Origin of the sequence: Enterobacter sp. BNK-22, from assembly GCF_048684805.1 — a bacterium.
GTDB lineage: Bacteria > Pseudomonadota > Gammaproteobacteria > Enterobacterales > Enterobacteriaceae > Enterobacter > Enterobacter quasiroggenkampii.
This window is the reverse complement of record NZ_JBLQTT010000001.1, coordinates 261,168-286,577: the sequence shown is the minus strand read 5'-3', so window position 1 is coordinate 286,577 and position 25,410 is coordinate 261,168. Positions and strand designations below refer to the sequence as shown.

Sequence of the window (25,410 nt, the reverse complement as noted above, 5' to 3'; positions counted from 1 at the left end):
GTCCGTGGTGACTGTTGAGCCTGGCTTCGCGCTATTTGAGTAGTGATATGCGAAGGTGTTCTCCAGGCCTACAGGCGCAAATTAAATTTCGTCAGGCGTACGCAGATTGGTGACGGCAATACGTTCACCACGTTTACGCTCGCGCTCAGACTGCATGTTCGCGCGATACACACCCTGATCGCCAACGACCCACGACAGTGGGCGACGTTCTTTACCGATAGACTCCTGCAGCAGCATCAGCGCCTGCATGTAGGCTTCCGGACGAGGCGGACAACCCGGGATGTACACATCCACTGGGATAAATTTATCTACGCCCTGTACGACGGAATAGATGTCGTACATACCGCCAGAGTTTGCACATGCGCCCATGGAGATAACCCATTTTGGCTCCAGCATCTGGTCATAAAGACGCTGAATAACAGGTGCCATCTTGGTAAAGCAGGTACCGGCTACCACCATCAGGTCAGCCTGACGTGGGGAAGCACGCAGTACCTCTGCCCCAAAACGCGCAACGTCATGCACCGCAGTGAATGACGTCACCATTTCAACGTAGCAGCAAGAAAGGCCAAAGTTGTAAGGCCAGATGGAGTTCTTACGACCCCAGTTGACCATATCGTGCATGGCATGTTCGAGTTTGCCCATGTACACGCTTTTATTGACTTCTTGCTCCAGGGGGTCGGTTACGATCTCCTGTTTTTGCAGGGGGTAACGGTCATTCTCACCGTTAGGATCTATGCGGGTGAGCGTATAATCCATCTTATTGCCTCGCTGTTACTGCTGACGATTAGAGATACTGTTTTCCGGGTTGATGTGTTCACGACGTGAACGCGCAGGCGTCCAGTCAAGCGCGCCAATACGCACCAGATAAACCAGACCGGCCAGTAGCACTAAAATGAAAATTGCGGCCTCGACAAAGCCCACCCAACCACTTTCGCGAATGGAGGTCGACCATGCGAAAAGGTAAAGCGCTTCCACGTCGAAGATGACGAAGAACATGGCTACCAGGTAAAACTTGGCAGACAGGCGTAAGCGAGCGGTACCTACTGAATCAATACCTGATTCGAAAGGTGTGTTTTTGTGCCTTGCACGGGCGCGACCGCCCAGGAACCAGCCGCCGACTAACATCAGGCAGCACAGGCCAATGGCTACAATAAGAAAGATTGCGAATGCCCAGTGATGAGCGATGACTTCTGTGGATGTTGACATACTCATTGCTTACTCATCAAAAGTGATACCAACGACACTGCTCTTGCTGGCAGATGGGCATCACATCGATTCATGGGGAGGAACAAATAACCTTACACTAACTGTCAGAAATGAGACGTAGACAGCAAAATGATGGGGTTTTTTACTCCTTTCTATAACCTATTGTCAACTTTAACAAAGGTTTCTTCACATTAAATTACATCGAGCGATTCTCATTAACATTTGGTGCCCTTTAACCCTGGTGGGTACATGACTTTCCGTCAAATGTATGTTGTTGAATCGTGTCCGTTTCGGAAGTAAAAAAAATAACCCTCCTATTTTGACAGGATTTGCCAACGATTCCTCCCCCCAAATAGGAGTATTTTCTTGATCTGCGACACGCTTTTGTTAATTCAACCTGGAAAACGGCAACATATTTCCTGTTTTTTTAACATAGGAGGGATGTGGATGAAGTTAGAACGGAAAGCGGACAAGTTTTAGACAAAAGCATTTAGTTCATTGATAAATATATAACATCCTTAAAAACCACGCACCATAAGCGGGTATTTTTGCTAAAAAAAAGCCACTGCATGTGAAAATCACACGAGTGGCTTTTTTTTACACTTACATTTTGTTACCAGAATTTTGAGCTGGCGATCACTCAAAATCCCCTTCAACGATCAGGGAGTCATCCCCCCCTTCGGAGGTAACGCGCTCGAACTGCCATGGGTTATGGTAGTTTTCCATCGCCTCGAACACCACCTTCGCCAGTTCGTTATGACTGGACGAATTGTGGCAGAGCAGATACTCCGTATCCGGCAGTGCAGGCAGGCCATCGGATTTGCCCAGAACGCGCAGATCGGGGCTCATCATTTCTACCGGACGGGCGGTGACACCCAGACCGGCTTTCACGGCGGCACGCACCGCTGGCAGCGTGGATGCCACATACGCCAGACGCCACGGAATATTGGCCTCATTCAGCGCCGTCAGTACCATATCGCGGAACGGGCTCGGGTCATCCAGCAACACCAGCGGCACCGGCTCCCCTTTTTGCAGCACGTATTCGGCCGCGCAATACCAGTGCGTAGGCGATGTACGCAGCGTCAGGCAGTCAAACTGCCCGGGACGATGCGTGGTGACCACCAGGTCGACTTTATTCTCATTTAACATCTCAACCATAAAAGCATTGCGCTTTACGCTCACGTCCAGCGCAAGCTTCGGATAAACCGAACTAATACGATTGAGAAGAAACGGCAATATAGTATCCGCCGACTCATCAGATGCACCTAACGTTAGCACGCCCTGAAGGTTGCTAAACATTAATGACATACATGCTTCATCATTAAAGCGAAGAATTTTCCTGGCATAACCCAGAAGCTGAATACCGTGTTCCGTTAAGAGCTTATTACGCCCGTGACGGGCAAAAAGCTCTTTACCAACCAGTTGCTCCAGCCGCTGCATTTGCTGGCTGACGGCGGACTGAGTTCGGCAAACGGCGGCAGCAGCTGCTGCAAAAGTGTTGAGATCGGCGACCGCAACAAACGTTCTCAGCAGATCGAGGTCGAGATTCATTATCGGACGATTTGCATTTATCATATCTATTCACTTTCAGGTTGCTCGTGCGGAGCTGCCCGGGTTGAAGCTGTGTGTGTACAGTTAAGCAATTCCCTCTGAAGATTTTCCCTCGCATCCCGGCCCGGCAGACTGCCTGACAGATAGTTATTGTGCTGCTTTATATCAACAGTCAGAAAGCACGTTTCATGACGATATTTTTATTCTCTTAAACGTTCAGGATATTTAGATGTTCGCAGGTTTATGTAAATTACATTAAAGGTATAACACCTTTTCTGCCATCTGTATCGCAGCGCTGTCAACGTAGCAGGAGATGTGCGACACATTCCAGCCAGAGATAACTCTAACAATAACAATCAATTAATTCGGAAAACCAGGGTCAGATATACAAAAAACGTGCATCTGCCCTCTGCTTTCCTGGAAGACATCTTAACCCAAATCCACTTTATTTATAAGTCTTATTGCAATATTAAGGATTAAAGAAGAATGTTAAGCTTCTAAACTAATTTTATTAAAATTAACTAAAGTTGCATTTTATAGGTTAATAATAAATAAATTTTAATTTAGATTAAGACCATTCATTAATGGCACTTAACATTAATTTCACATGGGTAACTTTTATCCACAGTATGCTATTACAGAAACAGGTATCAAGCATTCAGGTTTTACGAAAAGTCACTCAGGGTGACTGCCACCGCTGTCCAGCTCACCACTTATTTTTAACAGCACATTATACAGTATTTTGGTAAATGAATAGCACATTTAACCTAAGCTCTCGCTATGCGCACAACTTTAAGACAGTGAAAAAGCGTACCCGCAGCGAAAAAGATTCATCAAAAATTTGCACCCCGCACAAAATCTTCTACTGCACACCCTTCAAAACGAAGCGAGGGGGGAGTACATTATTCCGTGCTGACTTCCACGGCAGGGAGCGGCAATAATAGCGAAAAGGTTAAAGGTTCATGTCCCCTATCGAAAAATCCAGCAAGCTAGATAACGTCTGTTATGACATCCGCGGCCCGGTTCTGAAAGAGGCAAAACGCCTTGAAGAAGAGGGCAACAAGGTTCTGAAACTCAACATTGGTAACCCTGCGCCATTTGGTTTTGAAGCGCCGGATGAAATTCTGGTTGATGTGATCCGCAACCTTCCCACTGCACAAGGCTATTGCGATTCAAAAGGACTTTACTCCGCACGTAAAGCCATCATGCAGCACTACCAGGCACGTGGTATGCGCGATGTTACCGTTGAAGATATCTATATCGGCAACGGCGTCTCCGAACTGATTGTGCAAGCCATGCAGGCCCTGCTGAACAGCGGGGACGAAATGCTGGTCCCTGCGCCGGACTATCCGCTGTGGACGGCTGCCGTTTCGCTGTCCAGTGGTAAAGCGGTGCACTATCTGTGCGACGAATCCTCTGACTGGTTCCCGGACCTGGACGATATTCGCGCAAAAATTACGCCCCGCACGCGCGGTATCGTCATTATTAACCCGAACAACCCGACGGGCGCGGTCTACTCAAAAGAGCTGCTGATGGAGATCGTCGAGCTGGCGCGTCAGCACAACCTGATCATCTTCGCCGACGAAATTTACGACAAGATCCTGTACGACGCGGCGCAGCACCACTCCATCGCCGCGCTGGCCCCGGACCTGCTGACCGTCACCTTTAACGGCCTGTCCAAAACCTACCGCGTGGCCGGTTTCCGTCAGGGCTGGATGGTGTTAAACGGTCCGAAAAAGCACGCCAAAGGCTATATTGAAGGGCTGGAGATGCTGGCTTCCATGCGTTTATGCGCCAACGTTCCGGCACAGCACGCGATCCAGACCGCACTCGGCGGCTATCAGAGCATTAGCGAGTTTATCGTGCCCGGTGGTCGCCTGTACGAACAGCGTAACCGCGCGTGGGAACTGATTAACGATATCCCGGGCGTCTCCTGCGTGAAGCCGAACGGGGCGCTCTATATGTTCCCGAAAATTGACGCGAAGCGCTTCAATATTCACGACGACCAGAAAATGGTGCTCGATTTCCTGCTGCAGGAAAAAGTGCTGCTGGTTCAGGGGACGGCGTTTAACTGGCCGTGGCCGGATCACGTGCGTATCGTGACGCTGCCGCGCGAAGATGACCTCGAAATGGCCATCAGCCGCTTCGGGCGCTTCCTCTCCGGATACCATCAGTAACATTGCCTTTCGGCCGGGTGGCGCTTCGCTTACCCGGCCTACAAAATCCGCAAATTTGCATCTTGCCTCCCCTCCCCGCACAATGAACGCCTGTCGCAGTGAAGACAAAAGGTAACCTATGAGTCAGAGTCATTTCTTTGCCCACCTCTCCCGCCTGAAACTCATCAACCGCTGGCCGCTGATGCGCAATGTCCGCACGGAAAATGTGTCAGAGCACAGCCTGCAGGTTGCGATGGTCGCTCACGCGCTGGCCGCCATTAAAAACCGCAAATTCAACGGTCAAGTCAATCCAGAGCGCATCGCCCTGCTGGCGATGTACCACGATGCGTCAGAAGTGCTGACTGGGGATCTGCCTACGCCGGTGAAATATTTCAACTCGCAAATTGCGCAGGAATATAAGGCCATTGAGAAAATTGCCCAGCAGAAGCTGATTGAGATGGTGCCCGAAGAACTGCGTGATATCTTCGAGCCGCTTATCAACGAGCATCAGTATACGGAAGATGAAAAGTCACTGGTAAAACAGGCCGACGCGCTGTGTGCCTATCTGAAGTGTCTCGAAGAGTTGTCCGCAGGGAATAACGAATTCTTGCTGGCGAAAACGCGCCTGGAAAAAACGCTGGAATCCCGCCGCAGCGAAGAGATGGATTACTTTATGCAGGTGTTTGTACCGAGCTTCCATTTATCGCTGGATGAGATCAGCCAGGATTCGCCACTCTGATTTTCGCCCAGCGGCGCTGCGCTTGCAGGGCCTACGGGGTTGTAGGCCGGGCAAGGCGTAGCCGCCACCCGGCAAAATGCTCAGAACGGAAACAGGACCGGTATCAGTACCACGCACACCACCATCACCAGCACGGTGAACGGCACGCCCAGCTTCACGAAATCGCTGAATCGATAGTTCCCCGGTCCCAGCACCAGCGTATTCACCGGTGAAGAGACCGGCGTCATAAATGCCGCAGAAGCGGCCATCGCTACCATCATCGCAAACGGGTACGGCGACACGCCCATGGACTTCGCCATCGCCAGTGCGATAGGTGCCATCAGTACCGCCGTCGCGGTGTTCGAGATAAACAGGCCGATGGTGGCGCACATGATAAACAGGCAGACCATCATCATGTACGGCCCATACCCGCCGCCCACGTCCATTAAGCCTTTAACGATCAGATCCACCCCGCCGGTTTTTTGCAGCGCCAGGGCGAAGGGCATCATCCCGACAATGAGAATGATGCTCGGCCAGTGAATGGCTTTATAGGCGCTTTCGGCGTCAATGCAGCGGAATTTACCCATCAACAGGCAGGCGATGATTGCGGCGACCGGATTGGGGATCTCATCGGTCAGCATCAGCGCCACCATCAGCACCAGACAAAAAATCGCGTGTGGCGCCTGGCTGTGCGCTGGCGATGCGTCGCTCTCCTCGACAGGCATGTTGAGCACCACAAAATCGCGCCCTTTTTGTCCGAGCTGGCTAATGAGCTTCCAGTTACCGACAACGAGAAAGATATCGCCCAGCAGGATCGGCTCATCCACCACCGCCCCTTCCATCGCTACGCCATCGCGCTTCAGCCCCACGACGTTCAGGCCATAGCGGGTACGGAACCCCATCTCCCGCACGGTTTTACCCAACAGTTCCGACTCCGGGATCAGCGACACCTCGGCCATGCCGACATCCAGCGCCTGATCGGAGAAATACTCCCCGCGCAGCACCATCGGCTCCAGCAGCTGTTCGCTGCAAAACTCGCGCAGGTCCACATCCGCGGTGGACATATCAATCAGCAGGACGTCACGCGCGCGGAATTCCGACACCCCGTTGACGTTGACGATCACCCGACGAAACCGCCGCCAGCGCTCTACGCCGATCACGTTCGCGCCATAGCGCTCACGCAGCTTCAGGTCATCCAGCCGCTGTCCCACCATCGGCGAGCCGGGGCGAATAGCCAGACGGCGCGCGCGCCCGGTAAGGCGGTACTCCTTAATCAAATCGCGGAAGGTGCGTCGCTTCCATCCTTCTTTGTTTTTGTCCTGTTTTTCACCCTTCAGGGCGAACCGGGTCAGCAGCATGTAGACCACGCCCATGACCAGAATGACCAGCCCAAGCGGGGTGACGCTGAAAAAGCTGAAGCCCTCAAATCCTTCCCGGATCAGTTCGCTGTTAACGACCAGATTCGGCGGCGTGGCCACCAGCGTCATCATCCCGCTGATCAAACCGGCAAAACTCAGGGGCATCATCAGGCGCGACGGCGAGCTCTGCATCCGCATGGAAACACTCAACACCACCGGGATAAAGATGGCGACCACGCCCGTGGAGCTCATAAACGCCCCCAGTCCGGCGACGGTCACCATCAGGTAGATCAACATCTTGGTTTCGCTGCTGCCCGCCACCTTCACCAGCCACGACCCCATGATGGTCGCTACGCCGGTGCGCACCAGCCCATCCCCGATGATAAACAGGGCGGCAATCAGGATAACGTTGGGATCGCTAAATCCGGAGAAGGCTTCCGGCAGCGTCAGCGTTCCGCTCAGCACAAACGCGACGATAACAAACAGGGCGACGGCGTCCATGCGTACCTTGCCCGTGGCAAAAAGAATGATGGCGATTAAAAGCAGGCTCAGGACCCAAATCAGTTCACCGTTCACAACCTATCCTTGTCAGTGGAAGATGAGGAATTTTGCCATAAAAAAGCCCCAGCAATGTGGGGCCATATCATGGGATTACACTTTTAGCGAGACGGTTACAACTCCGTCAGAGGCTTTTGAAACAGACAGTGCCGTCAGGGAATCCAGCACCAAATCCGCCTCCTCCAGGCGGGGAGAACCGGCCGGAACGTTAACGGCGATGACGTGGCTTCCTGCGTTCAACCCGGCCAGTACGCCAGCCGCCGCATCTTCCACCACCACGCACTCTGCAGGATCGAGGCCCAGCAGTTCAGCGCCCAGTAAAAATGCGTCAGGCTCCGGTTTACCCCGCTTCACGCGCTCCGCCGTGATAAACACGTCCGGCGTCGGCAACCCTGCTGCCTTGTGTCGGGCGTGGGCAACCGGCACGGAACCGGAGGTGACGATAGCCCACGGGATCTGCGCCTCGTTCAGATGTTCAAGCAGTTCGCGCGCGCCCGGTAACGCGGTGATGCCGTCCGTATCGGTGGCTTCAATGTGTTCCAGGTATTTGAACTCCGCCTGAATGTCGTCCTCAGAGCGTCCGGCCAGGAAGTGCCGTAGCGAGGTGATGGCCTGTTTGCCATGGATAAAATTCAGCACGTCCTGATGGTCGATGCCATGTCTGTCAGCCCAATGGCACCAGGAACGTTCCACAACCGGCAGCGAATCCACCAGCGTACCGTCCAGATCAAACAGAAAACCTCTACACTGCACACGCACCTCCGTCAGGCATTAATGATTTGTTGAATTTCGTTGCTGCTTAAATGGTACTGACGCGGGCAGGCATGCCACGCGCTCAGCATGCGCTGATATTTATCCCACATCGGGGTCTGCGCGTTGAAGCCGTGGGTACCCGCGTCAAAGTGGGTATAACGCCCTTCCGTATTCACCATAAAGCGAACATAGCTCAGATAACGCGCTTCCGTTGCGGCATCAAAGCCTAAGAAGGTGACGCGGCGCTCGTCAATGGACTGTTGATCTTTGAGATTCGTCCAGGAGACGTGCAGGGCGTGATACATCTCCATAATGTCGATCACGATGCGACAGGTTTCTTCTTTCAGCTCGCCAAACTCGCGGTCCAGTTCGCGCATTTGCAGACCAAAGCCGCGTTCGACGATGGTTTGCAGGCGGCTGTAGCGCGCAGCGTTATCGGGATCAAGCATAGTCATCATCTTGTACTGGTTGGACAAAATCAGACGTTGAGCATGGGTCATTTCCATCTTTCGACTCCTGTAGCGCATTGCACTTAAAAAAAAGACACGGTAACTGATTGTTACTGTGCCCTCTTTTCGTCGTCGTTTCGATGATCAATCACAAATCATCGAGGAATGTTTTATCCAGTTGCTTAAAAGCACGCTTTAACGTGTCCGCCAGCGCCTGGTAATCCGGCTTGCCTTCCACCGGGGCGAGCGCCTGACCGGCCTCTTCCAGCTTACCGCGCACTTCATAAAACCAGTGTAAAATAGAAGGAGGAAGGGGCGTGATGGACCGTTTACCTAACCACCACAGGCCCTGCATCGGCAGGCTTAATGCGAAGAGCGCCGTGGCAACGGCAGGTCCAAGCTGCCCACCCAGCGCAATCTGCCAGCACAGCGTAAAGATAGCGACAGGCGGCATAAAGCGAATCGCATAGCGCGTGGCGCGGATGGTGCGATTCTCAATAAACATCGGCGCAAGGCGCTTTTCCATAGGCCACGTCTTTGCGTAATGCTGTCCCCGACGAAACAGACTGAAGAAATTTACGGACGGGTTCTCTGGTGTCGACATGGCTGTACCTCAACTTCACATATAAAAATTAAAATTTTCGTGCAAAACCACAACAAGCTATGACAACGTTCAAAATATTTTGTCATCTCTACCCCGTATCGGGTATCCTGTGCCAGCCTGATAGGGCCATAGACGAGAATCATTAGCTCGTCAAATTATTGCATATTATGCCATTGGCTGAAAATTGTGCAAAATGGCATAAAATCATAGTTATTTCTTCCATCATGCCACAATGTTCGTTTGGCATGATGTTAATCATAAATGTCCGAGTCATCATGCGTTACGCTGTTAGACTCACTGACGTTTTTTTAGCCACGTATCAATAATAGGTACTTCCATGTCGAGTAAGTTAGTACTGGTTCTGAACTGCGGTAGCTCCTCACTGAAATTCGCCATCATCGATGCGCTCAACGGTGACGAATACCTCTCTGGTTTGGCCGAATGTTTCCATCTGCCTGAAGCACGCATCAAGTGGAAGATGGACGGCAGCAAACAAGAAGCGGCTTTAGGTGCAGGCGCCGCTCACAGTGAAGCGCTTAACTTTATCGTTAACACTATTCTGGCACAAAAACCAGAACTGTCTGCTCAGCTGACTGCGATTGGTCACCGTATCGTCCACGGCGGCGAAAAATACACCAGCTCCGTCGTGATCGACGACTCTGTGATCCAGGGCATCAAAGACTCTGCCTCTTTCGCACCGCTGCACAACCCGGCTCACCTGATCGGTATCGCTGAAGCGCTGAAATCCTTCCCGAATCTGAAAGACAAAAACGTGGCCGTATTCGATACCGCGTTCCATCAGACCATGCCGGAAGAGTCTTACCTCTATGCCCTGCCATACAGCCTGTACAAAGAGCACGGCGTACGTCGTTACGGCGCGCACGGCACCAGCCACTTCTATGTGACTCAGGAAGCGGCAAAAGTGCTGAACAAGCCGGTTGAAGAACTGAACATCATCACCTGCCACCTGGGCAACGGTGGTTCTGTTTCGGCTATCCGCAATGGTAAATGTGTTGATACGTCCATGGGTCTGACCCCGCTGGAAGGTCTGGTGATGGGTACCCGTTCCGGTGACATCGACCCGGCGATTATCTTCCACCTGCACGACACCCTGGGCATGAGCGTTGACCAGATCAACAAAATGCTGACCAAAGAGTCTGGCCTGCTAGGTCTGACCGAAGTCACCAGCGACTGCCGTTACGTTGAAGACAACTACGCAGAGAAAGAAGACGCTAAACGTGCAATGGACGTTTATTGCCACCGTCTGGCGAAATACATCGGCTCTTACACTGCGCTGATGGAAGGCCGTTTGGACGCGGTTATCTTCACCGGTGGTATCGGTGAGAACGCGGCAATGGTTCGTGAACTGTCCCTGGGCAAACTGGGCGTTCTGGGCTTCGAAGTTGATCACGAGCGTAACCTGGCTGCCCGCTTCGGCAAGTCTGGCTTCATCAACAAAGAAGGCACCCGCCCTGCTCTCGTTATCCCAACTAACGAAGAACTGGTCATCGCGCAAGACGCGCACCGCCTGACTGCCTGATTCCACACCGCCAGCAATGCTGGCGGTGCTGTTTTGTAACCCGCCCCATTTGGGCGGTAACGAAAGAGGATAAACCGTGTCCCGTACTATTATGCTGATCCCTACCGGAACCAGCGTCGGCCTGACCAGCGTCAGCCTTGGCGTGATCCGTGCTATGGAACGCAAAGGCGTTCGTCTGAGCGTCTTTAAGCCAATCGCCCAGCCACGTGCCGGTGGCGATGCGCCAGACCAGACCACCACCATCGTTCGCAAGAACTCCAATCTGCCGGCGGCCGAACCGCTGAAGATGAGCCACGTTGAATCTCTGCTGTCCAGCAACCAGAAAGACGTGCTGATGGAAGAGATCATCGCCAACTACCATGCTAACGCGCAAGACGCGGAAGTGGTGCTGGTTGAAGGTCTGGTGCCAACCCGCAAACACCAGTTTGCCCAGTCTCTGAACTTCGAAATCGCGAAAACCCTGAACGCAGAGATCGTTTTCGTGATGTCTCAGGGCACTGATACCCCAGAGCAGCTGAACGAGCGTATCGAACTGACGCGCAGCAGCTTCGGCGGCGCGAAAAATACCAACATCACCGGCGTGATCGTCAACAAGCTGAACGCGCCAGTGGATGAGCAGGGCCGTACTCGCCCTGACCTGTCCGAGATCTTCGACGACTCGTCCAAAGCGAAAGTCATCAAAGTTGACCCGGCTAAGCTGCAGGAATCCAGCCCGCTTCCGGTTCTGGGCGCGGTGCCATGGAGCTTCGATCTGATTGCCACCCGTGCAATCGACATGGCGCGTCACCTGAACGCGACCGTGATTAACGAAGGCGACATCAACACCCGTCGCGTGAAGTCCGTGACCTTCTGTGCGCGTAGCATTCCGCACATGCTGGAACACTTCCGCGCAGGTTCCCTGCTGGTGACTTCCGCAGACCGTCCTGACGTTCTGGTTGCAGCCTGTCTGGCCGCAATGAACGGCGTGGAAATCGGTGCGATCCTGCTGACCGGTGCCTACGAGATGGACCCACGCGTCAGCAAGCTGTGCGAACGCGCGTTTGCTACCGGCCTGCCGGTCTTCATGGTGAACACCAACACCTGGCAGACCTCCCTGAGCCTGCAGAGCTTCAACCTGGAAGTGCCGGTTGATGACCACGAGCGTATCGAGAAAGTTCAGGAATACGTTGCAGGCTACATCAACGCAGACTGGATCGAATCCCTGACCGCGACCTCCGAGCGCAGCCGCCGTCTGTCTCCTCCAGCCTTCCGTTACCAGCTGACCGAGCTGGCGCGTAAAGCGGGCAAACGCGTTGTTCTGCCAGAAGGCGACGAACCACGTACCGTTAAAGCGGCTGCTATCTGTGCAGAGCGCGGCATCGCGACCTGTGTGCTGCTGGGTAACCCAGATGAGATCAACCGCGTAGCGGCCTCTCAGGGCGTTGAGCTGGGCGCAGGCATCGAAATCGTTGACCCTGAAGTGGTTCGCGAAAGCTACGTTGCCCGTCTGGTTGAGCTGCGTAAGAGCAAGGGCATGACCGAAGCCGTTGCGCGCGAGCAGCTGGAAGACAACGTGGTGCTGGGCACGCTGATGCTGGAGCAGGACGAAGTTGACGGTCTGGTTTCCGGTGCGGTTCACACCACGGCGAACACCATCCGTCCACCGCTGCAGCTGATCAAAACCGCGCCAGGCAGCTCTCTGGTGTCTTCCGTGTTCTTCATGCTGCTGCCTGAACAGGTTTACGTTTACGGCGACTGCGCGATCAACCCGGATCCAACTGCAGAACAGCTGGCCGAGATCGCTATCCAGTCCGCAGACTCCGCGACCGCTTTCGGTATCGAGCCGCGCGTAGCGATGCTCTCCTACTCCACCGGCACCTCAGGTGCAGGTAGCGACGTAGAGAAAGTGCGTGAAGCGACCCGTATTGCGCAGGAAAAACGTCCTGATCTGATGATCGACGGCCCGCTGCAGTACGACGCCGCGGTCATGGCTGACGTTGCGAAATCCAAAGCGCCGAACTCACCGGTTGCTGGTCGCGCTACCGTGTTCATCTTCCCGGATCTGAACACCGGTAACACCACCTACAAAGCGGTACAGCGTTCTGCCGACCTGATCTCCATCGGGCCAATGCTGCAGGGCATGCGCAAACCTGTGAACGACCTGTCTCGTGGCGCACTGGTAGACGATATCGTCTACACCATCGCGCTGACGGCGATCCAGTCTTCGCAGCAGCAGTAATTGTAAGGTCTTGCCGGATGGCGCTTCGCTTATCCGGCCTACAGGACCGTAGGCCCGGTAAGCGCGAGCGCCACCGGGCAACAAAAAGGCGACCACTCAACCGGTCGCCTTTTTTATTTACAGCAGCTCGCGCGCCGCCGATACAATGTCATGTGCCGTCAGGCCATACTCTTTCTGCAGGAAATCCTGCGTCCCCACCTGGCCGTAACGCTCCTTGACGCCCACCCGCCGCATCGGCACCGGGCAGGTTTCCACCAGCACTTCCGCCACCGCCGACCCCAGCCCGTTGTGAATGCTGTGGTTTTCACAGGTCACGATGCGCCCGGTTTTCTCGGCGTAGTTTTTCACCAGCATCCGGTCGATGGGTTTCAGGGTAAACATGTCGATGACCGCCGCGCTAACGCCCTCCTGCTCTAGCTGGCGCGCGGCTTCCAGCGTTTCCGACACCATGATGCCGTTGGCAATCAGAGTGATATCACTCCCCTCGCGTAGCACGTTGCCTTTTCCGATGGTGAAGGTGGAGCCCGGCGCATACACGCTCGGCGCCTGCTTACGGATGGTCCGCACCCAGTAGAAGCCGTCGAGATCGATAAGCTGGCGCAGCACGTCCTCAAACATCACCGCATCAGTGACTTCCAGCACCACTGAGTGCGCCAGACCGCGCACGATGCCCATATCCTCAAACGACATATGCGTTCCGCCGTTGTGGCAGGCCGTCACGCCCGCATCCGACGCTATCACCTTCACGTTGTTGCGCTGATAGTCCAGGGACATAAACAGCTGGTCAAAACAGCGGCGGCTGGCAAAGGCGGTGAAGGTGTGAACGAACGGCTTGCGTCCGGTAAGCGACAGCCCGGCTGCCGTGCCGATGACGTTAGCTTCCATAATGCCGCAGTTAATCACGTGCTGAGGATAGTCGCGCGCCACGCCGTCCATCGCCATAGAGCTCATCAGGTCTGCTTCGAGCGCAATGATGTCACTTCCGGCCTCAATCTGTTTTGCCACGAAGCCAGCGTAAACTTTACGCATCTCAACGGCGTCTTTCTGTCCTGCCGGTGCAACCTTAATCATGTGAAGCCTCCAGTTGGCGAATCGTCTCGTTGAGGGCCGCTTTGCTCTCTGCGGTCAATCGCAGGTGGTGCGAGTTGCTGAGCTGCTCCAGATACGGCACCCCCTGGCCTTTGATGCTGTCGAGGATGACGACTAACGGACGCGCATCGGCTGCCGGGATCCGCGATGTCACTGCCAGCAGACCCGGGATGTCGTCCCCCTTCACCGTCGCCACGTCAAAGCCAAAGGCGCGGAATTTTCCCTCCAGGTCAAACGCGCTGATGATCTCGTCCAGCTCGCCGTCGAGCTGCTGTTTGTTCCAGTCGACAAATACCGTCAGGTTGTTCAGGCGATGGTGGGCAATAAACTGGAACGCCTCCCAGCACTGCCCTTCGTTCAGCTCGCCGTCGCCGACGATGCAGAAGACCCGATTCGGTCGCCCGGCCAGCCTGTGCGACAGCGCCATGCCGCCCGCGATGGAAATCCCCTGCCCCAGCGAACCGGTGGTGGCGTCCACGCCGCGCGTTTTCAGGCGGTCCGGGTGGCTCGGCAGGCGCGTACCGTTCTGGTTCAGCGTGCTCAGCTCTTCTGTCGGGAAGTAGCCCTTGATCGCCAGGGTGCTGTAGAGCGCCGGGCCCGCATGGCCTTTCGACAGCACAAAGTAGTCTCGCTCCGGCCAGTCCGGATCCGCCGGGTCGATTTTCATCACCGCGCCGTACAGTACGGCCAGGGTTTCTACCACCGACATGCTACCCCCGTAGTGGCCAAAGCCCAGCTGCGTCAGGGATTTCAGCGTCTCAAGACGAATCTGACGCGCGAGTTCGGTTATCTCTTTCTCATTCATGATTTGGCTCCGGTGTTTTCCTGCGCGTTACCGCCGGCAGGTTTGTTTTTCGCGAAGACGTTGTACGCCACCAGCAGCGCGAACAGCGCCACGACCAGCCCGGTGATGGCAAGCGGCGACAGGAAGCGCGCCAGGTTGCCGAGGACAATCCCGACCGCGCCGAAGTCGGCGTCAGAGAAGGTGGTGTTCGCAAAACCAATGGCGCCGAGTACCGGCAGCAGCAGGACCGGCAGGAAGGTAATCAGCAGGCCGTTGGCAAAGGCGCCAATCATTGCCCCGCGACGTCCGCCGGTGGCGTTACCGAACACGCCCGCCGTTGCGCCGGTGAAGAAGTGCGGCACCACGCCCGGGAGGATCAGCACCCAGCTAAACTGACCGCAGATGAACAGCCCCACAATCCCGCCGAGGAAGCTGAACAGGAAGCCAATCAGCACCGCGTTAGGCGCATAGGGATACACCACCGGGCAGTCCAGCGCAGGACGCGCGTTCGGCACCAGTTTTTCCGAAAAGCCGGTAAAGGCCGGAACGATTTCCGCCAGAATCAGGCGTACGCCCTGCAGAATGATGAACACCCCCGCCGCGAAGGTGATCGCCATGATGATGGCGTAGACGAGATAGTTCTGCCCGGCGCTGAAGGTGGCCTCGACGTACTCGCGCCCGGCGCTCACCGCCATGATCAGGTAGATAATCATCATGGTCAGGGAGATGGAGATCGAGCTGTCGCGCAGGAAGCTCAGGTTCTTCGGCAGGTTCATCTCTTCCGTTGAACGGGATCCTTTGCCGACCTTGCTGCCAATCCAGCCGGACAGCACGTAGCCCAGCGTGCCAAAGTGGCCGAAGGCAATCTCATCGTTGCCGGTAATGCGCTTCATGTAGCGCTGTGCAATCGCCGGGAAAAAAGCCATGATCAGGCCAAGGATCAGCGACCCGGTAAAGACCAGCCCCACGCCCTCAAAGCCCGCCACCGTCAGGATCACGCCAATCATGCACGCCATATAAAACGTGTGGTGTCCGGTCAGGAAGATATACTTCAGGCGGGTAAAGCGGGCGACGATAATATTCGCCACCATCCCGAAGGCCATAATCAGCGCGGTCGCTGCACCGTATTTTTCCAGTGCAATGGACACGATCGCTTCATTGTTTGGAATAATGCCCTGGATAGTAAAGGCATGTTCAAACATACCGCCTAAGGGATTTAATGACCCGACCAGCACCGTGGCGCCGCCGCCCAGTACAATAAAGCCCAGGATGGTTTTAATGGTCCCTTTCACCACGTCGGAAAACGCTTTTTTCTGCGCAACCAGACCGATTAACGCAATTAAACCCACCAGCACCGAAGGGACTTTTAAAATATCAACAACGAAATTCAGCGTTTCAAGGATAAACATATCCACCTCGCCTTATCAGGGTTATTGTCTTTCGAACCAGCCGCGCAGCTGCGCTTCAAGTTCGTTGATGTCGATGATGTTGTTGATCACCACCAGCTGGCTTTCCGGCACGCTGGCGCTGGCGGCTATGTCTTTTGCCATCACGAACAGATCGGCCGCGCCCGGCGTGGCTGAGGAGAGATCGGAGTGTTCAACCTCAGCTTCAATCTCCAGCTTTTTGAGCACCTTTTTAATATTCATTTCGACCATAAAACTACTGCCCAGGCCAGAACCGCAAATAGCCATGATTTTCATTGTTGTCCCCTTATTTTGAGTAGAGTACGCCCCATCACGCTGACGCGTAATGTTGTGAAAAACCGGATTAAAGAATTAAATCAGAAGCGGTTAATAATCGTTTTAATTTCCTCCAGGGTATTCACCTGATGCAGTTCGGCCATATCGGTATCGCTGGAAAATAACTCTGCCAGCGACGAGATCATCTCGATATGGCTATTTTTGTCGGGTGCCGCGAGCATAATAATGACGTCGACAGGGTCAAACTCACCGGCACCAAACGAGACGCCCTGTTTTAGTTTTAATAACGACAACCCCAGTCCTTTGGCGCCTTCCTCCGGCCGCGCATGCGGCATCGCCAGCCCTGGTGCCAGCACATAATAAGGTCCTAACGTGTGGTGCTGCTGGATGATGGCCGTGACGTATTCAGGCCCAATCACCTGCAAATCCAGCAGCGGCTTCGCGCACAGCTCCAGCGCCTGCGGCCAGTTTTCCACGCTCTCCTGCAGCGTGATGGTTGTATCATATATCCATTTTTTGAGCACTTTTCACTCCCGCGACACGCTTAAGATGAGCAAACTTTATTCAACGCATCACTGATTGACTGCGATCGCGATCACAAAGATAGCGCTACCAATCGTTATCATGCAGAAATGTGATAGCGCTATCAAATTGCAATCACGTTGCTAAATCACAGCAAAAAAAGGGATTTAAGGCGTATACTGCCTGTCACGTAAAACGAAGGAAAATAAGAACGCGTCTGGTCAGCAGGAAGGTGTATGTCTCTAACCCGAAAACGGCGCAGTACTGGTAAAGTGACACTCGCCGATGTCGCACAGCTTGCCGGTGTGGGCACGATGACCGTGTCCCGTGCGCTTCGCACGCCCGAGCAGGTTTCCGATAAACTACGAGAAAAAATTGAAGCTGCCGTGCAGGAGCTGGGTTATATGCCTAATCTTGCCGCCAGTGCCCTGGCCTCGGCGTCGTCATGGACGATCGCCATGGTGGTGCCCAACCTCTCCGAAGCAGGCTGCTCGGAGATGTTCGCCGGGCTACAGCAGGTGCTGCAGCCTGCCGGGTATCAGATCATGCTGGCTGAGTCCCAGCATCGTCTTGAGCAGGAAGAGAAACTGCTGGAGACGCTGCTGGCGTCGAACATTGCCGCCGCTATCCTGCTCAGCGTTGAACATACCGACACCGTTCGCCACTGGCTGAAAAACGCCTCAATTCCGGTGATGGAGATGGGCGCCATGCGCGCCGATCCGATTGATATGAATATCGGGATTGATAACGTGGCGGCCATGCATGAGCTCACGGAAATGGTCATTAAGCGCGGCTATCAGAATATTGGCCTGCTGTGTGCCAACCAGGAGCAGTGGATTTTCCAGCAGCATCTGCAGGGCTGGTACAAAGCCATGCTTCGCCACCATATGTCGCCGAACCGGGTCATTAACGCGGCGATGCCGCCGAGCTTCTCGACCGGTGCGGCGCAACTTCCCGAGTTCCTGCTGGCCTGGCCGGAGCTGGATGCGCTGGTGTGCGTCTCTGACGAGCTGGCCTGCGGCGCGCTGTACGAGTGCCAGCGCAGGCGAATCAAAGTGCCGGACGATCTGGCGGTGGTAGGTTTTGGCGATAGCGACGTGAGCCGCGTCTGTCAGCCACCGCTGACGACCATGGCGGTGCCGCATCGTAAGATTGGAATTGAAGCCGGGAAAGCGTTACTGGAGCGCCTGAATGGCGGAGACTGGCGCGATCAAAAGCCCATCGCGTCCAGTCTGTGTCTGAGAGAGAGTTGCTGAAGCTTACTCAGCCTCTTCCTCTTTCTCTGATTTGGTCGATTCGTTATTGGCGTTGCGGCTCATCCAGAGCGCCAGCGCTTTTAACGAATCCGGCGTGAACTCGTCGCAGCGCGCGGTAATCTCCTCCGGCGTCATCCAGTTCACTTCGCTGACTTCTTCTTCCTGCAGGGCGAACGGGCCGTGAGAGACGCAGCTAAACAACCCGCCCCAGACGCGACAGTGTTCATCCTCGAAGTAGAACTGCCCGTGCTCGGCAAACGGCACACCGGCAATGCCTAACTCTTCTTCCGCTTCACGACGCGCGGAATCCAGCAGCACTTCATCCGCCTGGACGACGCCACCTGCAGTCGCATCCAGCATACCCGGGAGAAAATCTTTCGTGTCCGTGCGGCGCTGAACCAGAATTTTACCCATACCGTCATGCACAACGATATATGTCGCACGGTGACGCAGGCGCTCCGCACGCATTTGCTCACGGCTGGCCTGCGCGATCACTTCATTCTCTTCGTTGACAATGTCAACCCACTCTGTACTTGCCAAATGACTCTGCTCCACCATCGGGAAACCTTCTCTTCTAAGCGCTCTTTCGGCGCGTTTGCAGTTGAGGTGTAACTTACGGATTAATCGCTACCTGCGCAATAACTTGCTGATCATTAAGTGCGATAACGCTCAGGGTATTTCCTTCCAGCATGCCGTAGCTCGCAGGATATCCGCCTTTTGGGATGCTGACCGAGCCCGGGTTAAAGTGATAAATCTCACCGCGTTTTTCCGCAACCGGAATATGAGTATGACCGTAAACCAGGACATCGCCAGCCGCGAGGGCCGGAAGATTATCCGGGCTGAAAAGATGCCCGTGGGTCAGGAACAGGCGGTGTTGTTCAAGCAGCACCTGTTGCCACGGAGCGGTAAGGGGGAAATGCAGCAGCATCTGGTCCACTTCGCTGTCGCAGTTGCCGCGAACGGCAATGATGCGCGAGGCGAACTGGTTGAGTTTTTCCGCGACCTGCGCAGGGGCATAGCCCTCCGGCAGCGCGTTGCGCGGGCCGTGATTCAACACGTCGCCCAAAATAATCAGCCACTGCGCACCGCTTTGTGCAAACAGGGAAAGGACACGCTCGGTAGCGGGCAGCGATCCATGGATATCCGACGCAAACATCAGTTTCATCAGTCACTCCTCGGGAAAACAGACTGCCCCCATGATACCTGAAGCGGCAGGGCTTATCAGCCCACGCGCTTAGCCGAGAGTGCCACATAGCGCTGCACGGAGGCACGCTGCCACTGGAACGCGGCATAATCCACCAGCAGCTGCGGCACCTCATCACCGTTGAGGATCAGGCGGTTTAACATCAACGCCAGATCGGCATCGGCAATGCACCACTCGCCGAACAGGTTTGGGTTGCCATGGGCGAGCAGCGAGGTGGCGGTTTCAATCAGCTTCTGCCCGCTTTCTGCACCTTCTGCGCTGAGGGCTGGCTTTTTCACCCCGGCAAACACAACGTCCGTGGAGCGTTCGACGCGAATCGGCACCAGATCGCTTCGCAGCCACGCCTGGATCTGCCGCGCCCGGGCGCGCTTTTGCAGATCGTGAGGATAGATACGTTCCCACTCCGGGGGGGCGAACCGATCTTCCAGATACTCATCGATCGCCGACGATTCGCTCAGGGCAAATCCATCAATCTCCAGCACCGGCACGCGTCGGGTCAGATCGTAGCCCTGCCACTGCGGTTTAAGATGCTCACCACCGTCAAGATCAACGGTCTTCAGCGTAAAGGTGAGCCCTTTTTCGGCCAGCGCAACGTATACGCTCATAACATAGGGGGAAAAGAAGTTCGCATCGGACCACAACGTGATGACGGGCTGGTTCATAACATCCTCATAGGCTGATCGGTTTTTACTCAACATATAATCTCTTTGCCTCGCTGTCACTTGATGAAAACTCACGATTTACAACAACCACCTATACTCATTTGTCATGGCACCACTCTTCGCATGGACAGGAGTTGAGAATGATCGACCTTTATTACGCCCCTACCCCAAACGGCCATAAGATCACCCTCTTTCTTGAAGAAGCCGAGCTGGATTACAGGATCATTCGTGTGGATATCAGCAAAGGCGAACAGTTCAGCCCTCTTTTTCTGGCTATCTCGCCGAATAATAAAATCCCGGCCATTATTGATAACCAGCCAGCGGACGGGGGCAGACCGTTGAGCCTGTTTGAATCCGGTGAAATTTTGCTCTATCTGGCAGAGAAAACCGGCAAGCTGCTGAGCGGTGAGCTGCGTGAGCGTCACCATACCCTGCAGTGGCTTTTCTGGCAGGCGAGCGGGCTGGGCCCCATGCTGGGTCAAAATCATCACTTTACCGCTTACGCCCCGCAACCCATTCCTTACGCGATAGAACGCTATCAGGTCGAGACGCAGCGGCTCTATGACGTTCTGAACCGTCGGCTGAAGAAAACGCCGTGGCTCGGAGGCGATCATTACAGTATTGCCGATATCGCCTGCTGGCCATGGGTGAATACGCATGAAAAACACCGAATTGACCTTGCCTCTTACCCGGCGGTAAACAACTGGTTCGAGCGCATCCGGACCCGCCCGGCGACCGAGCGGGCGATGCAAAAAATCCAGCAAATTTAACCCGGTATGAGGCTGGGTGCCTGTGAGGCACTCATGTATTATGGGCAGGAAATACTGACACGGAGAAGACCTGCAATGTCACAGCCAGACGCCATTATTCGTATAAAAAATTTACGCCTGCGTACCTTTATCGGTATCAAAGAGGAAGAGATCGCCAACCGTCAGGATATTGTCATTAACGTGGTGATTCACTATCCCGCAGACAAAGCGCGCGCCAGCGAAGATATTAATGACGCGCTGAACTACCGCACAATCACCAAGAACATTATCCAGTTTGTGGAGAATAACCGCTTCTCTCTGCTGGAAAAATTAACTCAGGATGTGCTCGATATCGCACGCGAACATCACTGGGTCACTTATGCTGAAGTTGAGATCGATAAACTTCACGCCCTGCGCTACGCCGATTCCGTCTCCATGACGTTAAGCTGGCGGCGCCAGGCGTAAACCTGGAGGTTGTATGAAGATTTTGCTGACCGGCGGTACAGGCCTGATTGGTCGTCACCTCATTGCGCGTCTGCAGGCCTTGCATCACGACATCACCGTGGTCACGCGCAGCCCGGAGAAAGCGCGTCAGGTGCTGGGGGCGGGTGTCGATATCTGGAAAAATCTGGCCGATCAGCAAAATCTGGACGGCTTCGACGCCGTCATTAACCTCGCGGGTGAACCCATCGCCGATAAACGCTGGACGGAAGAGCAAAAACAGCTGTTATGCAGCAGCCGGTGGAACATCACCGAAAAGCTGGTCGAGCTGATCCGCAACAGCCACACGCCGCCTTCCGTGCTGATTTCGGGTTCCGCCGTGGGCTACTACGGCGATCTTGGCGAGGTGGTGGTGACCGAGGAAGAGCCGCCCCATAACGAATTTACCCACAAACTCTGCGCCCAGTGGGAGCGTATCGCCAGTGCGGCGCAAAGCGATCGAACCCGCGTCTGCCTGCTGCGGACCGGTGTCGTTCTGGCACCGAAAGGCGGCATTTTGGCGAAGATGCTTCCCCCTTTCAGGCTCGGACTCGGTGGCCCCATTGGTAATGGCCGTCAGTATATGGCCTGGATCCATATCGACGATATGGTCAACGGGATTCTCTGGCTGCTGGATAACGATCTGCGTGGGCCGTTCAATATGGTTGCGCCGTATCCGGTGCGTAATGAACAGTTTGCCCACGCGCTGGGGCATGCCCTGCACCGTCCGGCAATTTTGCGCGTGCCTGCCACGGTCATTCGTCTGCTGATGGGTGAAGCGTCTGTTCTGGTATTAGGCGGACAGAGAGCGCTGCCAAAACGACTGGAAGCGGCCGGGTTTGCGTTCCGCTGGTATGAATTAGAAGAGGCGCTGGGGGATGTGGTGCGGTGAATATGGTACAGTGACAGGCCATTTTCCGAAGATATGGCGTAACAATGGCAACCATCACCACACCCCGGCTTCACCTCACCCCTTTCGAACCCTCTGACTGGGCGTTCTTCCGCTCGCTGCGTGAAGATCGCCGCATCATGCGCTATATGGCCGCCATCGCCCCGGAAAAAGAGACCCGACGCGTGTTTGCCGCGCGACTCGCTGCTGCTCATGTGTTTGTTATTCGCGCCCGGGATGATGATACGCCACTGGGCGATATCGGCCTGCAAATCAGCGCAGAGAATCGTGAAGAGGCGGATATCGGCTATACGGTTGTGCCTGCCGCGCAAGGTAAAGGTATCGCCAGCGAGGCGCTGCGCGCGGTGTGTGATTATGCGTTCAACCAGACCGGCGTGAAGGCGATTAACGCGTACGTGCTGGCGGACAACGGTGGTTCGGTGCGAGTGCTGGAGAAAGCCGGGTTTGTGCGTATGCAGGTGCTGGAAAAGGCGTATGAGATTGACGGCATGCGCTATGACGACTGGGTGTACCGGCTGGAATATGCCGGCCGACAACGGAATTAGTAGGCCCGGTAAGCGAAGCGCCACCGGGCGATTAGGCTGCACTGCGGTCTGATGCCCTCACCCCGCCCCTCTCCCACAGGGAGAGGGAGAACATCCAGCCCGTAGGCCCGGTAAGCGAAGCGCCACCGGGCAACTGTGCTGCACTGCGGTTTGATGCCCTCTTACTTCAGAGAGCCTTTAAGGAACTGCTGCAAACGCGGGCTTTGCGGGTTCGCCAGCACCTCGTCCGGGTGCCCCTGCTCTTCAATTTTCCCCTGATGCAGGAAAATCACGTGGTTCGAGACGTTACGGGCAAAGCCCATCTCGTGCGTCACCACCACCATCGTTTTGCCCTCTTCAGCCAGCTTCTGCATGATGCGCAGCACTTCGCCAACGAGTTCAGGGTCCAGCGCGGAGGTCGGTTCGTCGAACAGCAGCACCTCGGGCTCCATCGCCAGCGCGCGGGCGATAGAGACACGCTGCTGCTGACCGCCGGAGAGATGCACCGGGTATTTCATCTGCTGGCGTTCGTCGATGCCCACTTTTGCCAGGTATTTTACCGCGCGCTCGCGGGCTTCATGCTTGCTCAGGCCCAGCACCTGAACCGGCGCTTCCATCACGTTCTCCAGCACCGTCATGTGGCTCCAGAGGTTAAAATGCTGGAACACCATCGTCAGACGCGTACGCAACAGACGCAGCTGGTGCTTATCGGCCACCTTCAGCTGGCCGTCTTTGTCACGCACCAGGTTGATGTTCTGCCCGCTCACCACAATCGAGCCTTCACTCGGCTTTTCGAGGAAGTTAATGCAGCGCAGGAAGGTACTTTTACCCGAGCCGGATGAGCCGATGATACTGATTACGTCGCCCGCATTCGCCTGCAGCGACACCCCTTTCAGCACTTCATGTTCGCCGTAGCGTTTGTGCAAATCAATAACGTTTAATTTGTTCTCAGCCATCATCTTTCTCAGTGCGTCGAAGAAGGTTTTATATGCTGCAACCAGCGTTTTTCAGCCTTACGGAACAGGCTAATCAGAACATAAGAGATAATTAAATAGAGCACCGCCGCAATGCCAAACGCGGTAAACGGCTGATAGGTCGCGGAGTTAATATCGCGCGCGATTTTAAGCAGATCCGGCACCGTCGCGGTAAAGGCAAGCGCGGTCGAATGCAGCATCAAAATCACTTCGTTACTGTACGCCGGTAACGCGATACGCAGGGCCGACGGCAGAATGATGCAGCGGTACAGTTTCACCGACGAGAAGCCGTAGGCCCGCGCGGCTTCAATCTCACCGTAAGGGACAGAGCGAATAGCCCCCGCGAAAATCTCGGTGGTGTAGGCGCAGGTGTTGAGCGTCAACGCCAGCACAGTACAGTTCAGACCGCTGCGGAAGAACGCATTCAGCATCTCAGTGCCTTTTACGATCTCAAGCGTGTACATCCCCGAGTAGAACACCAGCAGCTGCACGTACAGCGGCGTACCACGAAACACGTAGGTGAAGAGCCAGATCGGGAACTGGATAAATTTATTGTTCGACACGCGGCCAATGGCAAGAAACACCGCCAGAATACCGCCCATCACTACGGAGGAGATCAGCAGCCAGAGCGTAATCGCCACGCCGGTAAAGCGGTAGCCATCCGTCCACAGCAGCGATTTCCAGTATTCCTGAATAATCTCAATCACAGGTCAGCCCTCTTCACACCCACGGAGTAGCGACGCTCGAGCAGAAGCAGCACACCATTGGAGACGGTCGTAAAGACCAGATAAATCACGCCACAGACCACCGCAAAGTAGAACGGCTCCCAGGTACTCTTGCCCGCCAGTTGAGTCGCTTTCACGACGTCTTCCAGACCGAGCAGCGAGACCAGCGCTGTCGCTTTGAGGATAACCTGCCAGTTGTTGCCGATGCCCGGGAGCGCATAGCGCATCATGGCCGGGAACATAATCCGACGAAACGTTTGTGATGAGGTAAAACCAAATGCGGTTGCCGCCTCAATGTGACCTTTCGGCACGGCCATGTAAGCACCGCGGAAGGTTTCGGTGAAGTAGGCGCCGTAGATAAAACCGAGGGTAATAATACCGGCCACCATCGGGTCGATATCAATTTGTCCCATGCCCATCGCGTCCGTCACGCTGTTCAGCGCAATCTGCAGACCGTAAAAGATAAGCAGCATCAGCACCAGATCGGGAACGCCGCGAATAAGCGTGGTGTAGCCTTCAAAGATTAGCGCCAGCGGTTTGTTAGCCGAAAGCTTCGCCCCTGCGCCTGCCAGACCTATCAGCACCGCCAGCACCACGGAGCTGATAGCCAGCTCAAGGGTGACAAGCGCGCCCTGTAAAATAACGCCAGAAAATCCGTACAGCATACCGCGAGCCCTGTCGTATCGTGAGTGGTGGAACCGTGTCTTTTCCCCTCCC

At 55.0% G+C, this 25,410-nt stretch carries 27 protein-coding genes; 9 read left to right on the top strand and 18 right to left on the bottom strand.

Annotated elements, in window-relative coordinates; all coding sequences use genetic code 11:
* Positions 1 to 81 precede the first annotated feature (81 nt).
* The 3 genes from nuoB to lrhA form a co-directional block, all read right to left on the bottom strand.
* Entirely contained in the window at positions 82 to 756 is a 675-nt protein-coding gene (nuoB, locus tag ACMGGE_RS01325; protein WP_003861482.1) for an NADH-quinone oxidoreductase subunit NuoB, read from the bottom strand.
* Between the two features lie 15 nt (positions 757 to 771).
* A complete protein-coding gene (nuoA, locus tag ACMGGE_RS01320) occupies positions 772 to 1,212 on the bottom strand; it encodes an NADH-quinone oxidoreductase subunit NuoA (protein WP_006176516.1) in 441 nt (146 codons plus the stop codon).
* A gap of 630 nt (positions 1,213 to 1,842) precedes the next feature.
* Positions 1,843 to 2,781 carry a transcriptional regulator LrhA gene (gene lrhA, locus ACMGGE_RS01315; RefSeq protein WP_021241557.1) on the bottom strand — a complete coding sequence of 313 codons (939 nt, stop codon included), beginning with the start codon at positions 2,779 to 2,781 and terminating at the stop codon, positions 1,843 to 1,845.
* A gap of 938 nt (positions 2,782 to 3,719) precedes the next feature.
* On the opposite strand from lrhA, the gene alaA reads away from it, so the two are divergent.
* Positions 3,720 to 4,934 (top strand): alanine transaminase AlaA, encoded by a 1,215-nt coding sequence (alaA, locus tag ACMGGE_RS01310; protein ID WP_008500204.1) that lies wholly within the window; start codon positions 3,720 to 3,722, stop codon positions 4,932 to 4,934.
* Positions 4,935 to 5,052: 118 nt separating this feature from the next.
* Complete coding sequence (gene yfbR, locus ACMGGE_RS01305) at positions 5,053 to 5,652, top strand: 5'-deoxynucleotidase (RefSeq protein WP_008503531.1); 600 nt, start codon at positions 5,053 to 5,055, stop codon at positions 5,650 to 5,652.
* A gap of 80 nt (positions 5,653 to 5,732) precedes the next feature.
* Here yfbR and ACMGGE_RS01300 read toward each other — a convergent pair whose 3' ends face one another.
* The 4 genes from ACMGGE_RS01300 to yfbV all read right to left on the bottom strand — a co-directional run bounded on the left by ACMGGE_RS01300 (position 5,733) and on the right by yfbV (position 9,353).
* Entirely contained in the window at positions 5,733 to 7,565 is a 1,833-nt protein-coding gene (locus tag ACMGGE_RS01300; protein ID WP_023344589.1) for an SLC13 family permease, read from the bottom strand.
* 75 nt (positions 7,566 to 7,640) lie between these two features.
* Positions 7,641 to 8,300 carry a sugar phosphatase gene (locus ACMGGE_RS01295; protein WP_045908726.1) on the bottom strand — a complete coding sequence of 220 codons (660 nt, stop codon included), beginning with the start codon at positions 8,298 to 8,300 and terminating at the stop codon, positions 7,641 to 7,643.
* Positions 8,301 to 8,311: 11 nt separating this feature from the next.
* A complete protein-coding gene (locus tag ACMGGE_RS01290; RefSeq protein WP_008502874.1) occupies positions 8,312 to 8,806 on the bottom strand; it encodes a YfbU family protein in 495 nt (164 codons plus the stop codon).
* A 91-nt stretch (positions 8,807 to 8,897) separates the two neighbouring features.
* A complete protein-coding gene (gene yfbV / locus ACMGGE_RS01285; RefSeq protein WP_008502875.1) occupies positions 8,898 to 9,353 on the bottom strand; it encodes a terminus macrodomain insulation protein YfbV in 456 nt (151 codons plus the stop codon).
* Positions 9,354 to 9,690: 337 nt separating this feature from the next.
* Between yfbV and ackA the strand changes: the two genes are divergently transcribed.
* Both ackA and pta read left to right on the top strand, forming a co-directional pair.
* Positions 9,691 to 10,893: an acetate kinase gene (gene ackA / locus ACMGGE_RS01280; protein WP_045334289.1), complete on the top strand. Its 1,203-nt coding sequence runs from the start codon at positions 9,691 to 9,693 to the stop codon at positions 10,891 to 10,893.
* A gap of 76 nt (positions 10,894 to 10,969) precedes the next feature.
* Positions 10,970 to 13,111 (top strand): phosphate acetyltransferase, encoded by a 2,142-nt coding sequence (gene pta / locus ACMGGE_RS01275; protein ID WP_008502877.1) that lies wholly within the window; start codon positions 10,970 to 10,972, stop codon positions 13,109 to 13,111.
* Between the two features lie 117 nt (positions 13,112 to 13,228).
* Here the strand turns inward: pta and ACMGGE_RS01270 are convergent, their stop codons facing one another.
* From ACMGGE_RS01270 to ACMGGE_RS01250, 5 genes are all read right to left on the bottom strand, one after another.
* Positions 13,229 to 14,182, bottom strand: a complete 954-nt coding sequence (locus ACMGGE_RS01270; protein ID WP_420293269.1) for a transketolase family protein — start codon at positions 14,180 to 14,182, stop codon at positions 13,229 to 13,231.
* Entirely contained in the window at positions 14,175 to 15,005 is an 831-nt protein-coding gene (locus ACMGGE_RS01265) for a transketolase (protein WP_045908730.1), read from the bottom strand. The genes ACMGGE_RS01270 and ACMGGE_RS01265 overlap by 8 nt, the downstream gene beginning before the upstream one ends.
* Positions 15,002 to 16,393 carry a PTS ascorbate transporter subunit IIC gene (locus ACMGGE_RS01260; protein WP_023617386.1) on the bottom strand — a complete coding sequence of 464 codons (1,392 nt, stop codon included), beginning with the start codon at positions 16,391 to 16,393 and terminating at the stop codon, positions 15,002 to 15,004. Before ACMGGE_RS01260 ends, ACMGGE_RS01265 begins: the two co-directional genes overlap by 4 nt.
* A gap of 21 nt (positions 16,394 to 16,414) precedes the next feature.
* Positions 16,415 to 16,687, bottom strand: coding sequence for a PTS sugar transporter subunit IIB (locus ACMGGE_RS01255; RefSeq protein ID WP_024908960.1), 273 nt, complete (start codon positions 16,685 to 16,687; stop codon positions 16,415 to 16,417).
* An 80-nt stretch (positions 16,688 to 16,767) separates the two neighbouring features.
* Entirely contained in the window at positions 16,768 to 17,211 is a 444-nt protein-coding gene (locus tag ACMGGE_RS01250) for a PTS sugar transporter subunit IIA (RefSeq protein WP_196351937.1), read from the bottom strand.
* Positions 17,212 to 17,445: 234 nt separating this feature from the next.
* On the opposite strand from ACMGGE_RS01250, the gene ACMGGE_RS01245 reads away from it, so the two are divergent.
* Positions 17,446 to 18,465 (top strand): LacI family DNA-binding transcriptional regulator, encoded by a 1,020-nt coding sequence (locus ACMGGE_RS01245; protein WP_167211708.1) that lies wholly within the window; start codon positions 17,446 to 17,448, stop codon positions 18,463 to 18,465.
* Positions 18,466 to 18,468: 3 nt separating this feature from the next.
* Here the strand turns inward: ACMGGE_RS01245 and yfcD are convergent, their stop codons facing one another.
* From yfcD to yfcF, 3 genes are read right to left on the bottom strand one after another with little or no spacing between them, the layout of a single operon-like run.
* Positions 18,469 to 19,023, bottom strand: a complete 555-nt coding sequence (gene yfcD / locus ACMGGE_RS01240; RefSeq protein ID WP_025757169.1) for an NUDIX hydrolase YfcD — start codon at positions 19,021 to 19,023, stop codon at positions 18,469 to 18,471.
* 55 nt (positions 19,024 to 19,078) lie between these two features.
* Positions 19,079 to 19,630, bottom strand: coding sequence for a phosphodiesterase (gene yfcE, locus ACMGGE_RS01235; protein WP_063622172.1), 552 nt, complete (start codon positions 19,628 to 19,630; stop codon positions 19,079 to 19,081).
* A 56-nt stretch (positions 19,631 to 19,686) separates the two neighbouring features.
* Positions 19,687 to 20,331, bottom strand: a complete 645-nt coding sequence (gene yfcF, locus ACMGGE_RS01230; protein WP_262779767.1) for a glutathione transferase — start codon at positions 20,329 to 20,331, stop codon at positions 19,687 to 19,689.
* A 140-nt stretch (positions 20,332 to 20,471) separates the two neighbouring features.
* Here yfcF and yfcG point away from each other — a divergent pair, with 140 nt between their 5' ends.
* The 4 genes from yfcG to ACMGGE_RS01210 all read left to right on the top strand — a co-directional run bounded on the left by yfcG (position 20,472) and on the right by ACMGGE_RS01210 (position 23,015).
* Positions 20,472 to 21,101 carry a GSH-dependent disulfide bond oxidoreductase gene (gene yfcG / locus ACMGGE_RS01225; RefSeq protein WP_032646621.1) on the top strand — a complete coding sequence of 210 codons (630 nt, stop codon included), beginning with the start codon at positions 20,472 to 20,474 and terminating at the stop codon, positions 21,099 to 21,101.
* A 75-nt stretch (positions 21,102 to 21,176) separates the two neighbouring features.
* Positions 21,177 to 21,545, top strand: a complete 369-nt coding sequence (gene folX / locus ACMGGE_RS01220; protein WP_023616057.1) for a dihydroneopterin triphosphate 2'-epimerase — start codon at positions 21,177 to 21,179, stop codon at positions 21,543 to 21,545.
* 13 nt (positions 21,546 to 21,558) lie between these two features.
* Positions 21,559 to 22,452 carry a TIGR01777 family oxidoreductase gene (locus ACMGGE_RS01215; RefSeq protein ID WP_045908733.1) on the top strand — a complete coding sequence of 298 codons (894 nt, stop codon included), beginning with the start codon at positions 21,559 to 21,561 and terminating at the stop codon, positions 22,450 to 22,452.
* 44 nt (positions 22,453 to 22,496) lie between these two features.
* On the top strand, positions 22,497 to 23,015 hold the full coding sequence (locus tag ACMGGE_RS01210; RefSeq protein ID WP_343666328.1) for a GNAT family N-acetyltransferase: 519 nt from the start codon (positions 22,497 to 22,499) through the stop codon (positions 23,013 to 23,015).
* A 161-nt stretch (positions 23,016 to 23,176) separates the two neighbouring features.
* Here ACMGGE_RS01210 and hisP read toward each other — a convergent pair whose 3' ends face one another.
* The 3 genes from hisP to ACMGGE_RS01195 are packed head-to-tail and all read right to left on the bottom strand — an operon-like array spanning position 23,177 to position 25,358.
* Complete coding sequence (gene hisP, locus ACMGGE_RS01205; protein ID WP_045908735.1) at positions 23,177 to 23,950, bottom strand: histidine ABC transporter ATP-binding protein HisP; 774 nt, start codon at positions 23,948 to 23,950, stop codon at positions 23,177 to 23,179.
* Positions 23,951 to 23,958: 8 nt separating this feature from the next.
* Positions 23,959 to 24,675, bottom strand: coding sequence for an ABC transporter permease (locus tag ACMGGE_RS01200; RefSeq protein ID WP_008502590.1), 717 nt, complete (start codon positions 24,673 to 24,675; stop codon positions 23,959 to 23,961).
* Positions 24,672 to 25,358: a histidine ABC transporter permease HisQ gene (locus ACMGGE_RS01195; RefSeq protein WP_014832782.1), complete on the bottom strand. Its 687-nt coding sequence runs from the start codon at positions 25,356 to 25,358 to the stop codon at positions 24,672 to 24,674. The genes ACMGGE_RS01200 and ACMGGE_RS01195 overlap by 4 nt, the downstream gene beginning before the upstream one ends.
* Positions 25,359 to 25,410: the final 52 nt, after the last annotated feature.